Origin of the sequence: Thalassotalea insulae (assembly GCF_030161395.1) — a bacterium.
Taxonomy (GTDB): Bacteria; Pseudomonadota; Gammaproteobacteria; order Enterobacterales; family Alteromonadaceae; genus Thalassotalea_E; species Thalassotalea_E insulae.
The window spans coordinates 2,349,867-2,364,864 of sequence record NZ_BSST01000001.1 but is presented as its reverse complement, the minus strand read 5'-3'; the positions used below and the strand labels follow the sequence as shown (position 1 = coordinate 2,364,864).

At 42.7% G+C, this 14,998-nt stretch carries 12 protein-coding genes; 9 read left to right on the top strand and 3 right to left on the bottom strand.

What is annotated here, in order from left to right; all coding sequences use genetic code 11:
* Window positions 1–45 precede the first annotated feature (45 nt).
* Genes QQK06_RS10735 through QQK06_RS10710 form a run of 6 tightly spaced genes read left to right on the top strand, consistent with a single transcriptional unit; the run spans window position 46 to window position 6,742 of the window.
* Window positions 46–1,209: a glycosyltransferase gene (locus QQK06_RS10735; protein WP_284244659.1), complete on the top strand. Its 1,164-nt coding sequence runs from the start codon at window positions 46–48 to the stop codon at window positions 1,207–1,209.
* Between the two features lie 5 nt (window positions 1,210–1,214).
* On the top strand, window positions 1,215–2,366 hold the full coding sequence (locus QQK06_RS10730; RefSeq protein ID WP_284244658.1) for a glycosyltransferase family 4 protein: 1,152 nt from the start codon (window positions 1,215–1,217) through the stop codon (window positions 2,364–2,366).
* On the top strand, window positions 2,367–2,966 hold the full coding sequence (locus QQK06_RS10725) for a sugar transferase (RefSeq protein WP_284244657.1): 600 nt from the start codon (window positions 2,367–2,369) through the stop codon (window positions 2,964–2,966).
* The gene (locus QQK06_RS10720; RefSeq protein WP_284244656.1) at window positions 2,959–3,585 is read left to right on the top strand and encodes an acetyltransferase; all 627 of its coding nucleotides are present in this window, start codon (window positions 2,959–2,961) and stop codon (window positions 3,583–3,585) included. The genes QQK06_RS10725 and QQK06_RS10720 overlap by 8 nt, the downstream gene beginning before the upstream one ends.
* 23 nt (window positions 3,586–3,608) lie before the next feature.
* Window positions 3,609–4,793 (top strand): DegT/DnrJ/EryC1/StrS family aminotransferase, encoded by a 1,185-nt coding sequence (locus tag QQK06_RS10715; protein WP_284244655.1) that lies wholly within the window; start codon window positions 3,609–3,611, stop codon window positions 4,791–4,793.
* A 44-nt stretch (window positions 4,794–4,837) separates the two neighbouring features.
* Window positions 4,838–6,742: a nucleoside-diphosphate sugar epimerase/dehydratase gene (locus QQK06_RS10710; protein WP_284244654.1), complete on the top strand. Its 1,905-nt coding sequence runs from the start codon at window positions 4,838–4,840 to the stop codon at window positions 6,740–6,742.
* 9 nt (window positions 6,743–6,751) lie between these two features.
* Here the strand turns inward: QQK06_RS10710 and QQK06_RS10705 are convergent, their stop codons facing one another.
* Entirely contained in the window at window positions 6,752–7,840 is a 1,089-nt protein-coding gene (locus tag QQK06_RS10705; protein ID WP_284244653.1) for an MltA domain-containing protein, read from the bottom strand.
* Between the two features lie 7 nt (window positions 7,841–7,847).
* Window positions 7,848–8,396: a glutathione peroxidase gene (locus QQK06_RS10700; RefSeq protein ID WP_284244652.1), complete on the bottom strand. Its 549-nt coding sequence runs from the start codon at window positions 8,394–8,396 to the stop codon at window positions 7,848–7,850.
* Between the two features lie 57 nt (window positions 8,397–8,453).
* Between QQK06_RS10700 and QQK06_RS10695 the strand changes: the two genes are divergently transcribed.
* The 3 genes from QQK06_RS10695 to QQK06_RS10685 all read left to right on the top strand — a co-directional run bounded on the left by QQK06_RS10695 (window position 8,454) and on the right by QQK06_RS10685 (window position 13,929).
* On the top strand, window positions 8,454–9,527 hold the full coding sequence (locus tag QQK06_RS10695) for a M28 family metallopeptidase (RefSeq protein ID WP_284244651.1): 1,074 nt from the start codon (window positions 8,454–8,456) through the stop codon (window positions 9,525–9,527).
* Between the two features lie 212 nt (window positions 9,528–9,739).
* Window positions 9,740–10,825, top strand: coding sequence for an efflux RND transporter periplasmic adaptor subunit (locus tag QQK06_RS10690; RefSeq protein ID WP_284244650.1), 1,086 nt, complete (start codon window positions 9,740–9,742; stop codon window positions 10,823–10,825).
* Complete coding sequence (locus QQK06_RS10685) at window positions 10,825–13,929, top strand: efflux RND transporter permease subunit (protein WP_284244649.1); 3,105 nt, start codon at window positions 10,825–10,827, stop codon at window positions 13,927–13,929. Before QQK06_RS10690 ends, QQK06_RS10685 begins: the two co-directional genes overlap by 1 nt.
* A gap of 33 nt (window positions 13,930–13,962) precedes the next feature.
* Here QQK06_RS10685 and QQK06_RS10680 read toward each other — a convergent pair whose 3' ends face one another.
* A complete protein-coding gene (locus QQK06_RS10680) occupies window positions 13,963–14,883 on the bottom strand; it encodes a tetratricopeptide repeat protein (RefSeq protein WP_284244648.1) in 921 nt (306 codons plus the stop codon).
* Between the last annotated feature and the right edge of the window lie 115 nt (window positions 14,884–14,998).

The following is a 14,998-nucleotide window of genomic DNA, read 5'->3' as shown; positions in this document are numbered from 1 at the left end:
GAATTTCACTAAAAGAATAATTTAATATCTTTCCCGAGAGTTAACATGCAATTAGACGTCGTCATCGAACAGCGCTTTTACCAAACACCAGATGGTAACTATTGGACAGAGAATGCTTTTGCCTATGATTTTTGGACTCGCTACTTAACCGTTTTTCAGCAGGTTAATATAGTCGCTCGGGTGCAGCAGGTAAAACAAGGAAAAGAGAACTGGCATCAGGTGAATGGTGATCGAGTTGAATTTTGCCCCCTGCCTTATTACCTTGGTCTTAAAAGCTTTTTGCTCACTCTGCCAAAATTAATTCACACGCTGGTTGCAAAACGCTATCAAAAGCGCAAGGTGCTCTTTCGTATTCCGGGTGTGTTATCACTGCTGTATCGAGTATTTGCCATGCCGGTAAAAGCAAATTATGGTGCTGAAGTGGTTGGCGATCCGGCAGATACCTTTTCAAATAATGCCAGCTCCAGCCGCCTACGGCCAGTGATTCGCTGGGCTTTTATCAAAATGTTACGCTGGCAATGTCGTCATGCCAGTGCAATATCCTATGTCACAAAAGAAGCATTGCAACGTAAATACCCAGCAAACGAAAACGCATTTCAAACTCATTACTCATCGATTCAACTCAGTGATAGCGATTATTTTCAGCGAACCTCATACTCGTTAAGTAAAGCAATTAAATTACTATGTATTGGTAACCTATCACAGCCATATAAAGGTTGTGACTTTATGTTGCTGTCGGTTGCGCAGATGCAACAGCAAGGATTGAATGTTCACTTAAGCTGGATTGGTGGTGGCCAACTACTCAATTCAATGCGACAATTAGCAGACGATTTAAAAATAAGTCAATATGTTGATTTTATTGGTAATGTCAGCGAACGAGAGCAAATACATCAATATTTAGATAGTCATGACATTTTTATCTTAAGTTCTCGTCAGGAAGGGTTACCACGCGTTGTGATCGAGGCAATGGCGCGTTCACTGATTTGTGTGGCCACTAACGTCGGCGGCGTCAATGAATTATTAGCGCCTGAATATATTATTGAGCGCGACAATATTGCGCAGCTTATAGAAAAAATCACCCAAATTAGTCAGATGAAACAAGCACAGTTAATGTCACTTTCACTACAGAATTACCATAAAGCACTAGATTATGACGACGATATACTGGCAAATAGACGTCTACATATGTATCAATCACTTTTAAGGTAGACGAAGTGAAAGTACTCCATTTACTAAAAACGGCAATTGGCGCCAGTTGGGCTCTGAGACAGACAACTGAGTTAATCAAACTCGGCGTCGAAGTACATATAGTACTTCCTAAAGGCCCTATGGTGGACAAATACCAACAAGCAGGGGTGATTGTTTATCAATTTGATCCGTCATTAGCCATCAGTAAACCTTGGTTAAACATAACGCGTGCTAAAAAACTCAGGGCGTTAGTTAAGCAAATCAAGCCTGATATTATTCACAGCCATTTTGTCGCTACGACTTTATTAATGCGCTTCGCACTAGTTGGCATTGATATTCCACGTATTTTTCATGTACCTGGCCCCTTGCATCTTGAGCACTGGCTGTTTCGACATCTGGATATTTATTCTGCTGGTAAAAATGACCACTGGCTCGCCTCCTGTCTATGGACTGAAAAAAAGTATCAGCAATTAGGTATAAAGCATGAACGGATTGGCCTTGCTTATTACGGCGTTAACGAGCAAGACTTTCAATTTACGTCCAGTGCAGCCAATACCTTAAAAACAGAGTTAGCCATAGACAACGAAGATTTTCTTATCGGCATGGTCGCCTATTTCTATGCTCCCAAGCGCTATCTAGGACAGAAACGCGGCCTTAAGGGCCATGAAGATTTAATTGATGCTCTAGCAATTGTCCGCCATCGATATCCAAGGGTGAAATGCATTTTTGTCGGCGGCCCCTGGGGCAATACCGAGCACTATTTTCAATCAGTGAAACACTATGCACAACAAAAACTTGGCAATACTTGTATTTTCCTGGGAACCCGCAATGATGTCGCCGAGCTCTACCCTCAGTTTGATCTGGCGGTGCACCCTTCGCATTCGGAAAATGTCGGCGGAGCGGTAGAATCTATGTATGCTAAAGTGCCAACTCTAACTACTAAGGTCGGCGGCTTTACAGACCTGGTGACAGATGGCGAAACCGGTTATTTAGCCCAGGCTAAAAACCCACAATCGCTTGCTGAGAAAATCATCGAGGCGATCGAGAATCCCGGGAATCGCCAGGCCATGGTAGAAAATGCCTATCAAAAAGTGCAGCAAGTCATGAATGTTAAAGATAATGCCAAGCAAGTACTGGCGTTTTATCAGCAGATATTGGCGGGAAGAGGCAAGCAATAGATGGTTAAACGATTATGTGACCTCATCCTGACGTTAACCGCCTTAATACTGTTAGCCATACCACTAGCATTGTTAGCCTTAGTGATCAGAATAAAGCTAGGCTCACCGGTATTATTTGTACAACAGCGTCCTGGCAGAGATGGTAAACTATTTAAGTTATTCAAGTTTCGCTCAATGACAGACGCTAAAGACACCGATGGCAAACTGTTACCAGACAGTGAACGTTTAACTTCATTTGGCAAGAAGCTCAGGGCCACCAGTTTAGATGAACTCCCCAGTCTTTGGTGTGTTATTAAAGGCGATATGAGCTTAGTGGGTCCAAGACCCTTACTTGAAGAATATTTGCCTCTATATTCCAAGGAGCAAGCCCGTCGCCATGATGTCCGCCCAGGTATTACCGGCTGGGCACAGGTTAACGGCCGAAATGCCATCAGCTGGCAAGAAAAATTTGAACTAGACACCTGGTACGTTGATAATCAATCATTATGGCTTGATATTAATATACTGTTTTTAACGATAAAAAAAGTATTTCAAAAAGCCGATATTAATGCTGATGGTGAAGTAACCATGGCAAAATTTACGGGGAATAATGATGAGTAAATTATTAATTATTGGTGCCGGTGGACACGGCCGAGTCATTGCAGATTGCGCCGAAGCAAGCCGACAATACTGTGAAATAGCCTTTCTAGATGACAGTTACCCGGAGCGAGAACAGAATCTAGCCTGGCCAATAATCGAAAAATCCTCGACCTGGAAAAGCTTTAAAGACGAATATAGCTTCGCACTGGCGATCGGTAATAACCAGGCAAGACTAGCCCTATATCGTGCACTGGATGAAGCTAACGTTCATTTACCCAATATTATTCATCCTGCCGCGATAATCAGCAGCCATAGTGAACTGGGCAAAGGTAATGTTGTTTTTGCCAATGCCGTGATAAATCCTGGTAGTAAAATTGGCAATGCCTGTATTATCAACACTTCCGCCAGTGTCGATCACGACTGTCAGTTAGCCGACGCCGTGCATATTTCCCCTGGCGCACATTTAGCCGGAAGCGTAAAAGTTGGTCAATGCTCCTGGTTTGGCGTTAGCAGCAGCAGCGTACAAGCAATTTGCATAGCCGACAATACTCAAATAGGTGCCGGTGCGGCGGTGACAAAAGATACTGAAGCCAATGGTTTATACGTAGGTGTACCGGCAAGACGTATCAAAGATATTTAATCATAATCAATTAAGGCATTAATGTGCTAAATACTGAATTTTCTCCCTGGCCAAGTTTTTCTGAACAAGAAGTCAGCGCTGTTGCCGAGGTATTACGTTCTAACCGAGTTAATTATTGGACCGGCCAACAAGGCAGGCAATTTGAACAAGAATTTGCCCATTTTAGTGACTGTCAATACGCTGTCGCTGTAGCAAATGGTACGCTGGCATTAGACTTAGCATTGAAAAGCCTTAATATAGCTGCTGGGGATGAAGTTATCGTCACCTCTCGTACCTTTATTGCCTCAGTTAGCTCCATCATTAATTGCGGCGCGACACCTGTTTTTGCAGATGTTGAACTTGATAGTCAAAACATCAGTGCCAACACAATACAAACGGTATTAACCGAGCGAACTAAAGCTATCATTTGCGTTCACCTCGCTGGCTGGCCTTGTGAAATGGATGAAATAATGGCACTGGCGAAGCAACACCAGCTCTACGTCATTGAAGATTGTGCACAGGCTCACGGCGCTAAATATAAAGGTCGCAGTGTTGGCAGTATCGGTGATATCGGTGCCTGGTCATTTTGTCAGGATAAAATCATGACCACAGGTGGCGAAGGCGGCATGTTAACCACCAACAGCGAAACAATTTGGCGTACCGCTTGGGCATTTAAAGATCACGGAAAATCTTACGCTGCGGTTTATGAAAAGCAACATCCCCCTGGCTATCGCTGGTTGCATGAGTCCTTTGGTACCAACTGGCGATTAACTGAAATGCAGTCGGCTATTGGCCGAATTCAGGTTCAGCGGATGCCCGAATGGCATCAACAACGTCAGACGAATGCTAAACGGCTTTTTAAAGCCTGCCAAGAGTTTCCTTTTATCCGCATTCCAACAATTCCTGAATACTTAGAGCATGCTTTTTATAAATGCTATACCTTTATTAAACCGGAACTGTTACCTGAAAACTGGACAAGAGATAAAGTTATCGATGCACTTAATCAGGCAGGAGTGCCCTGTTATTCCGGCAGCTGTTCAGAAGTGTATCTGGAAAAAGCCTTTAATGATACGCCCTATAAACCTGCAAAATCATTAGCAAATGCCAAACAACTAGGTGACACCAGCTTAATGTTTTTAGTACATCCCAGTTTAACTGCTGAGGAAATGGCGTTAATGAGCGAAAAGCTCACCACAACGTTGCGCACCATCAAAGACATCAACGATTAACTAGCGACTATGACAATTATTAAATTATTACAAGGTGCTCTAGTATGATCCGCAGGATAGATTTAATGCCAAGCTCATTAAAGCTAATGCTGGCATTAACTTATGACGTGATAGCGCTAGCGCTGGCATTCTTTCTCGCTTATTTTTTGCGACTCGGTGCTTCTCATATCGAAATTTCTGCCGCAGAAGCCTCGGTACTGGCAACGGTAACTTTAAGCACCATGTTGCTGTTTTATTTTGCTGGTACCTATCGCAGTGTAGTTCGTTATTTTAATGCCAAAGCGACATTGAAAATTGCCGGATTATTAATCATTGCTACGGGTATTTTCTACCTCGCAGGTCACCTATATGGTGCTTTTGTACCACGTTCAGTTCCAATAGTATTTTTTACCATAGCCTGTTTTTTTATCGCTGGTGCCAGATCATTAGTAGGAGTAATCACTGGTAAAAAGTGGTTTGACGAGCGAGAAGGCGTAGTGATATACGGTGCCGGTAATACCGGACAGCAACTGGCAAATACCTTATTACTGGGCAATCAATACCAACCATTAGCCTTTATTGACCAAAAGAGTCATTATCATAATCGTGAGTTACTTGGCATTAACATTTATCCGCCAAAGCATATTAGTAAACTCATTAAACGATACGGCCAGTTCAAGATCTTAATTGCAGTTTCAAAGCTCAATAAAAATCGCATGCAGGAAATCATTGCTGGGTTAGAACCTTATGCGCTGGAATTATTAACCATTCCCAATATGGCAGATATCGTTTCAGGCAAGCGTAAAATAGACCAGTTCAGAGAAGTGTCGGTTGATGAACTACTAGGACGAGAGCCTGTCGCTCCCGACCCTCAATTGTTAGGTGCGAATATCAGGAATAAAGTGGTAATGGTTTCAGGCGCTGGTGGCTCTATCGGTAAAGAATTGTGTCGGCAAATTATCCATCAACATCCGGCCAAGCTAGTGCTACTCGATGTCAGTGAAGCCTTGCTTTATGAAATTAATCAGGAACTAACGGTTTACCTTAAAGAACATCATCTTGCTATCCCGCTGGTGCCGCTGATCGGTAACGTGCAAAATGGTATTTTGATGACCTCGATCTTTCATAGCGAAAATGTACAGACCATCTATCATGCCGCAGCTTATAAACATGTCCCACTAGTAGAAAATAATGTTATAGCGGGTATTTCCAATAATGTCCTTGGCACTTATGAAATTGCGCAGGCAGCGATCTACTGCGGAGTAGAAACTTTTGTCTTGATCTCAACAGATAAAGCAGTAAGGCCAACCAATGTCATGGGTGCAACTAAACGTCTAGCGGAATTAATCCTGCAATCTTTGGCTCCTAGAGATCATAACACCCGCTTTGTTATGGTACGTTTTGGCAATGTCTTAGGTTCATCCGGTTCCGTTGTGCCGTTATTTAAACGCCAGATAAAAGCCGGCGGACCAATAACCATTACTCATCCCGACATTATCCGCTACTTTATGACCATCCCGGAAGCAGCTCAGTTAGTGATCCAGGCCGGTGCAATGGGCACCGGTGGTGATGTATTTGTCCTTGATATGGGCGAGCCGGTAAAAATTGTCGATTTAGCACTCAATATGACCCATTTAATGGGCTTAACGGTTAAAAGTGATACTCATCCTGATGGTGATATTGAAATCGTCTATACCGGCCTGCGTCCAGGGGAAAAGCTTTATGAAGAACTATTAATAGACGCCGATGCCCAATCGACTCAACACCAACGCATACTGACGGCAAATGAACATTCATTAACCTGGCCGGAAGTTAAGGCTATTCTCGATCAGCTCACCGACGCGATGCGTGATGAAGACATAACGAAGCTAAGGGAAATATTGCAACAGGCGCCACTACAATATCAACCTGATTCATTACCGCAACAAAAGCCAGATACGCCCTCACAAGCCGATGCAGTTAATCACTAACCCGTTAAATCATTTACGCAATAACAACCAGGCATTAGCATAATCAGGTAAGTGCTTATTCGCCTGGTAATAATCAGACCAGCCACGATAACTGCCCCGCAAAAAATCGAGCTGAAACAAATTATTATCAAAGGCTCCACCTTGATCGGCCAGCACCCCGAGTTGATTAATTTTCTGCTCGCCAACATTATAATTAATTAAAAACAGTTTCCCAAGACCAAGCTGAGCAACATTACCAGCAAATGTCACGTTTTCTTTAACGGGTATTTTACTAGCCAGCGTTTTTCCATAACCTAAAATACTGCTGACTTCGGCAAAATACCAATAGCGTGCCTGCTCTCTCTTACCTAAGGTGTAATCATAGGCAATATCATTATTACGATGGACGTTAAAATAGCGACGAGTATCGTTAACTTCCACTACCCCTGTTCCTTGTAATAGCACATCATGCAATGCTTCTTCAGAAACCCAAATTAAAGGCTTTGCCAGCTTTTTTTGTTCTAGCACACCCGTTAATATTTGCTGACGAGTATATTTATATCGGGTTAACTGCGCTTTTTGCTGCTCAGCTTGTTCCAGAGTTAACCCGTGTTCATCATACGGCAAACGATATAGCGCCTGATTGTATTTCGCTGTTTTTTTATCGTTCCCTGTCAATAGCTTAGTGTAATATTTAGTCAAGAAAATCTGCTGCTCAGGAATATTCGTTAACAGGCGTTTTTTGACCTTATTATTACTGTGCGCTGCAAGATGATCCGCTTGTTGCTTATCCGGCAGCCAACGATAAAAATCAAAATGTTCAATCAGGTATTCGGCAGTTAATTGAATATTTTGCTGTTGTAGCTGGCAAACAAACGCCAAGGTTTGCTGCACACGTTGCAGATCAACCCCTTTAAATAAGCCTTTACCGGCGTGAACGGCAAACTCATCCTCTGGAAATACCTCAATATAGGTCTGAGTGTTTTTAGCAACCTGGCAAAGATCCGATAAATTAACCTGCCACTGACCATTAATAGCCGGCTGCGGCTCTAACACAAATTGAGCTATTGAAGAAAATGAGGTTAACGCTAACCATAAGAAAATTGTTCGACTAAACATATAATGACTATTTTTTCACAACTAGCGATTCTATCGCGGAAATAAAACGTTCATCGTCTGGCGCCACTCGCGGGCTAAACACCTGCACTTGCTGCCCTTTACCATCGATCAGATACTTGTAAAAATTCCATTTAGGTGACGTAGATTTTTCTGCTAAAAATTTAAAGACACTATTCACGTCACCGCCCCATACCGCAGTTGGCGTTAGCATAGTAAAAGTGACACCGTAATTAATAAAACAAATCTCCGCAGTTTTCGCTTCATCATCCTCTTCCTGAAAAAAATCATCCGAAGGAAAACCAATCACCACCAGTCCTTGCGAATGATATTTTTGATGAATCGCTTCAAGCTCTTTAAAGTGAGGAGTATAGCCGCAATGACTCGCAGTATTCACTATTAATACCGGTTTCCCCTGCGTTAACTGACATAAATCAACCGACTGACTCGAATGTAACTTTTTAAAACTGACATCCAAATAATCAGGACAGCTAACCGCGTAACTATTGGCAATAAGCAGCAGTAAAAATAGCGCTGCATAAATAGATGATTTCATCATATAATCTTAGTTAATTTCCATATCAAGCCACTATAACAAAAAAGAGCATAAAATATTGTGATAAGACTAGCGATTATTTTTCTGGCCCTGCTGAGCGCACTAGCTCAAGCCAAAACCACTTCCTATCATGCACTGGCAAATCATTACCTCAAGCAGCTGGCCGATCAACAATCAGGTATTGGTGCCCGCGTTGCCGGTACAGCTAAAGAGCAACAAACCGCCGACTTTATTAGCAAAACATTGAACAACATCGGCTATCTGGTCACTGAACAAAGCTTTAATTTTGATAACGATAAAGTGTCGAAAAACCTTATTGTTAATAGCAATCCAAAACTTAAGCAAACAATTATTCTTGCCGCCCATTATGACTCCACCGGAGCAAAAGAAGGCTCACTAGGGGCTACAGATAACGGCGCCGGTGTAGCGGCAATGCTGGCAATCGCCAAAGCAATACACGACCAGCCACCACAGGATTATAACATCCGCTTCATCGCCTTTGGCGCGGAAGAACAAGGATTAAAAGGTTCTAACTATTATGTCCAACAGCTAAAAAACGCTGCCGATGAAATTGGACAAATCAGTGCAATGATCAATTTTGACACTATCGCAGGTGGTGATTTTGTTTATGTCCATAGTGCTCACACCAAACCATATAAGTGTTCTGATGCCCAAGACAGTTACAATGCTGATACTCAAATTAGAGCAGCATTATTAAATGCTTCAACAAAAGTCTTAGGCAGCAAAAAACAATACATCATCCACCCTGAGTATCCAGGTTATCCTGCGGGCGTCACCGGCGCTTGGTCAGATCATGCACCATTTGCCTGTGCCGGTATTCCAATTGCCTATGTCGAATCAACCAACTTTACCATTAACGGTAAGGACGGCTTTGATGGTTATTCGCAATCAACCAATCCGGCACTTTGGGATTGTTATAACAGCAAAACTCAGAGCGCTTGTGATCGGGAAACCGAAAGCCAATGGGGTAAAATCTGGCATACACAATACGATAACTTAGATAAACTTGAACAATTATTCCCATCGAGGGTCTCACAGCAAGTTACTGATAATGTTAATGTTCTGATAGAGCTACTCAGCCATGCTGCGACCTATTTCGCCGCCCGTAAATAACAATAACAGCCACTCATCGGAAAAAATAAGCGAGCCGTCGTAACCCTGTTGCCTTTCGGCGCTCGCTGTCGCATTTTGTTACTAAGAACCGTAATAACATTGAAATAAATCTTCGTCCAAACGGTTCATATTCAGATATTATTAATCAAGAAGTTTTCTCAAAGTTAGCATACACTTATAAGTTAGCTTTTAAAGGATCATGAAGTAAAACTATGAAATTATTCCGTACCAGTATTGCTATCGTTACTTTCGCCCTTTCTATGAACAACGCCACTGCACAGCAAGGGCCAGCAGCCAATGTTAATGTAGCTACTATCGTTGAGACCACCTTATCCCCGGTTGCCTGGGTTTCTGGCTCAATTGTCAGTCGTAATAATTCTAAAATTGCCGCCGATGTCTCCGGTCGCCTAATCAGCCTAGTCGATTTAGGCACTCAAGTGAAAAAAGACCAAGTGATCGCCCAGCTTGACGACCGTCCGCTCTTGCTAAAACGGAATGAAGAAAGTGCATTGGTCGCAAATGCCGAAGCGAAACTGGCATTTGAATCTTCCGAAGTAAAAAGAAAAAAATCCCTGGTTAAGCAAAAACTTATCTCGAATAAAGAGCTAGAACAAAGTATTGCCAATTTCAATATTGCCAAAGCAAATGTTGAAGCAGCAAAAGCTAAGCTCGCACAAATTGAGCAAGATCTCCAATACACTCAATTAAAGGCCCCGTTTGATGGCATAGTCGCTGAACGTTTAAGTAACCAAGGGGAATATGTTAATAACGGTACTGCGATCGTTCGTTTAGTGGAAACCGCCAATATTGAAGCTGCGCTTTACGCACCGTTAACGGCTTATCGTTACTTAAAACAAAGTAAGCAATTAGCAGTCAAATCGCCACTAGGTGAAGGTTTAGCGGATATTAAAATCATAATTCCGGTTTCAGATTCCCGTTCACATTTAATGGAAGTACGCCTTGATATGTCGACTTTTGACTGGCCAATTGGCTTAGATATTAAAGCGGCAGTCGCAACTGGTGAAAGTAAACAAGTACTAGCAACCCCACGTGATGCTCTGGTATTGCGTCGTAATGCCACCAGCATTTTTATTATTGATAATGAAAACAAAGCACAGCAAAAAGAAGTCACCTTAGGTATCAGCGAAGGTCAACTGGTGGAAGTGATGGGTGATATAAAAGCAGGTGATAAAGTCGTTATCCGTGGCGCAGAACGTCTACGTTCTGGACAAAGTGTTAATATTAAATCCAATAACGATGCCTTAGTTTCCGGTAAATCATTAGTGAGTAACAGATAATGACATTAACTGCTGCCTCCCTTAGAAATCCAACCGCAGTTATTGTCGCGGTGTTACTGATCTTACTATTTGGTTTGATCAGCTTATTCAAATTACCAATCCAATTAACCCCGGAAATCAGCAAGCCTCAGATAGTGATTTCCACCGGCTGGCGTGCAGCGGCGCCGGAAGAAATTGAAGCTGAAATTATCGAACGGCAAGAGGATGTTCTAAAAGGATTACAAAACTTAGAATTACTCGAGTCAAGCTCCAATCAAGGTCAGGGCAGTATCACTTTAAGGTATAAAACTGGAGTTAATCTGCAACGGGCATTAATTGATGTTATGAATGCACTGAATCAGGTACCGAGTTACCCACCAGATGCAACAGAGCCTGTCATCGCTGTAGGCGGTGCCAGTACTTTCGATGCTATCGCCTGGTTAGCATTAAAACCAACGGCAGGGAATAATAACGATATCGTCAGCTATCAGGACTATACCGACGAAGTGATTCAAACTCGTTTAGAGCGAGTCGAAGGCGTTTCACAAACCAATGCCTTTGGTGGATTAGCAACTGAGCTACGCATCACTTTTGACCCATACAAGGCAGCAACTTTAGGTCTTAATATTCCAGAAATTGCCAGCACCTTAACGAATAACAGCGATACCTCTGGCGGTTTCAATGAAGTGGGGCGGCGTAAATATACCTTACGTTTTTCCGGCAAATACGGTGTTGAACAATTACAAAACATGGTTATCGACTGGCGCGACGGTCAACCGATATTATTACAAGATATCGCTAAAGTAGAACTAACCCTGGCAGACAGAACCGGTGTGCTAACACTCGATGGCGAACCTGCAATTGCAATGAACGTACAAACAGAGCAAGGGGTCAACGTTATTCAAGTAATGGATGGCCTGAAAGCTGCGATTGATGAACTGAATAATGGGCCTTTAAAGCGTGCTAATCTACAACTGATCCAGATGTATGATGAAACCGTCTACATCGGCCGTTCCATGAGCCTAGTAAAAAACAACTTGCTCATCGGCATCATGTTAGCGATCACGGTATTATGGTGGTTTTTAAGAAAATTCCGCGCCACCTTAATCGTAGCACTATCGATTCCAATTTCTTTAGTGATCACGCTAGTGGTTATGTATAGCGCCGGCAGAACCCTCAACATTATTTCCATGGCAGGCTTAGCATTTGCGGTGGGTATGGTGCTGGATGCCGCAATAGTCGTGCTAGAAAACATAGTGCGCTTGCGAGAGAAAGGTACTCAGTCTGACGAAGCGTCGTTAAAAGGAACCAGCCAGGTCTGGGGCGCCTTGCTATCTTCGACCGCAACCACAGTCGCGATATTTTTACCTATTGCTTTTTTGGAAGAAATTTCCGGTCAGCTATTTGCCGACTTAGCCATCACCATAGCCGTTGCTATTGTCGCATCGCTATTAATCGCAGTGACAGTTTTACCAACCGCGGCCAGACGCTTATTAAGCCAAGTATCAGAAGAAGATCCTCATCAACACTGGTGGTCGAATATCACTAAAGGGATCATGCATATTACGTCAACCCCAACAAAACGTGCCTCCTGGGTGTTTGGGTTAATGTTATTCTCTTTTATCGGCAGCTACTTAATGTTCCCGAAAGTGGATTATTTACCGAAAGGTAACCAAAATTCCTTTAATGCCTTTTTATTACCACCACCAGGACAAAGTTATCCGGCAGCACGTTTTGAAATGAGCGATGAAATCAATCGCCGCCTGATGCCTTATTTAAAAGGAGAAAAATCACCGAAAATAGAGCATTCATGGCTTGGGTTCTTTGGTAATTTTGGTTTTATGGGTGGACGTGCCCAAGATTCTGATGATATTAAAACTATCGTCAATATCGTTAATAGTGAAATCTTGGCAGGATTTCCGGATACCATTGCCTTTGCCTCGCAAGAAGAATTGTTTGGTAACTTAGGTGGTGGCCGTCGTATTGATATTGATATTCAGGGTAATGAAGTCAATCAATTGTTAACTGCCGCCCAAGTTGGCTTTGGCGCGGTTAGTCAGGCATTACCAGGTGCTCAAATCAGACCGACTCCGGGACTTAGCTTAGCGGAACCTGAAATTCGCATGATCCCGAATGAGCGTAGCATTGCCGAAGCGGGTTGGAATCGCCAACAAGTATCGACGATTTCTCGCGCTTTAGGCACAGGCCTGTATGTAGGTGATTTCTTTAACGGCCAAAAACGTCTGGATGTTTTTTTACGTTCTACGGACTGGGACACACCAGAAGAGTTAGCAACAATCCCACTTTATACTCCGAAAGCAGGAGTACAACAGGTCGGAGAGCTGGTTGATGTTGTCCGTACTGCAGGTCCAAGTTCAATTCGACGCATCGACAGAAAAAGAACCATTACTTTGCAAGTAACACCGCCAGGTAATATGAGTTTGGAAGATGCCATCAATACCATTAAAGAACAAGCCGAGCCTGCGATATTGGCACAATTACCGGAAGATGGTGCTATTAGCTATCGTGGTTCTGCCGAAGCGTTGACAGAAGCGCTCACTAATATGAGCCAAAGTTTCGTTCTCGCATTAATCATTCTTTATCTGTTAATGTCCGCATTATTTCGCTCATTTAAGGACAGTTTACTGGTACTGTTTACCATTCCATTAGCGACAGTTGGTGGTATCGCCGTACTACAAATTACCAACCTAGTGATCTTCCAACCGCTGGATTTATTAACCATGATAGGTTTTATTATTTTGCTTGGGCTGGTGGTCAATAATGCGATATTACTGGTCTATCAAACCCGTATGGGTGAAAGCGAAGGTTTATCACGACACGATGCAGTGCAGCAGGCAGTCAGGCTACGCTTAAGACCGATTCTTATGAGCACCTTAACCAGTATTTGTGGCATGTTACCGCTGTTACTGATCCCTGGTGCCGGCGCCGAACTTTACCGGGGCATTGCTGCGGTTATTGTCGGCGGCATGAGTGTTAGTACTGTCTTTACCCTGATCTTCTTACCGAGTTTACTGCAAATGGGTAAGGTCACAGATCATAGGTTCAGCAATGAATTGGCATCAAATAACACTGATAGCAACTTTGCCACCAACGACGTAAATTAGACGTCGTTGGGGTTATGGCAGTTTAACTAATAATTATTGTAAGCCCCCAGTTCTCACGTGTGGCTTAATAGTATTTAACCCCTGCCAGAAGTTGATAATATTGAATTTATCCTGGGCGTTAATCGCTGCTTTACAGTTAACATTGTCATTGCAGCGTTTTCCCTTAATACGCGAACCTGTACTGGAAGAAGTATAAATCCCCTGGCTTTCGATAAAAGCCAAATTATCCGTTAGAAACGTATCGATATTGTTGACGACTTCAATACGCTCAATATCCGGATCATCGTTCGATAGATTAAATATATCCACCATTTTCGCATCTGCTAATGCCTTAGTGCTATCGACATTAGCTAAATACTGTAAACGTGCAGCAGCCTCTTGATTATTAGCAGCTATATGCTGATACAGCATTTTTGCATCTTCCAGTTTAACTTGCCCGCTTAAGCCATATTCATAAATCAGCCCGAGTAAATATATCGCCTTTTGATTTCCGCCGGCTATTGCTTGCATTAACCATTGCTCGGCTAATTTATAATCCTGTTGAATATATTGACCTTGCGCAAATAATAATCCTAGCTGTAACGCCGCCTGATGGACTTTATCATTTGCCAGCTCAGCCAGCATATTAATACCGCGTTCAACATCCTGCTTCTTGCCTTGTCCGCGAATATACATATAAGCTAGAGATGCTTTTGCACCTGTTTGTCCTTGATTCGCCGCTTTTTTAAACCAACGACTTGCCTTACCCGGATCCGCTTCTACCCCATAACCATTTAAATACAGGTAAGCTAGAATTTCTTGTGCATCTGGGCTGCCATTTTTAGCAAACTTTTTATATTGCTTAAATTGGCTTTTACAATCAGCGCTATCGCAACTAAACACTTCCACAGCAAATAACTGAGCACTAAACACAATACAGAATATGGATACGATGGTGAATTTTATTGTTTGCATAACTGATCCTTAGTAATGAAATTTCAATAGCTTAATTTAGCATATCGCGTTTTGGCGAAAATTTAACCACGCGTGGATAAATAAATGTCACAATATATTTCCTGAACAGGAATAA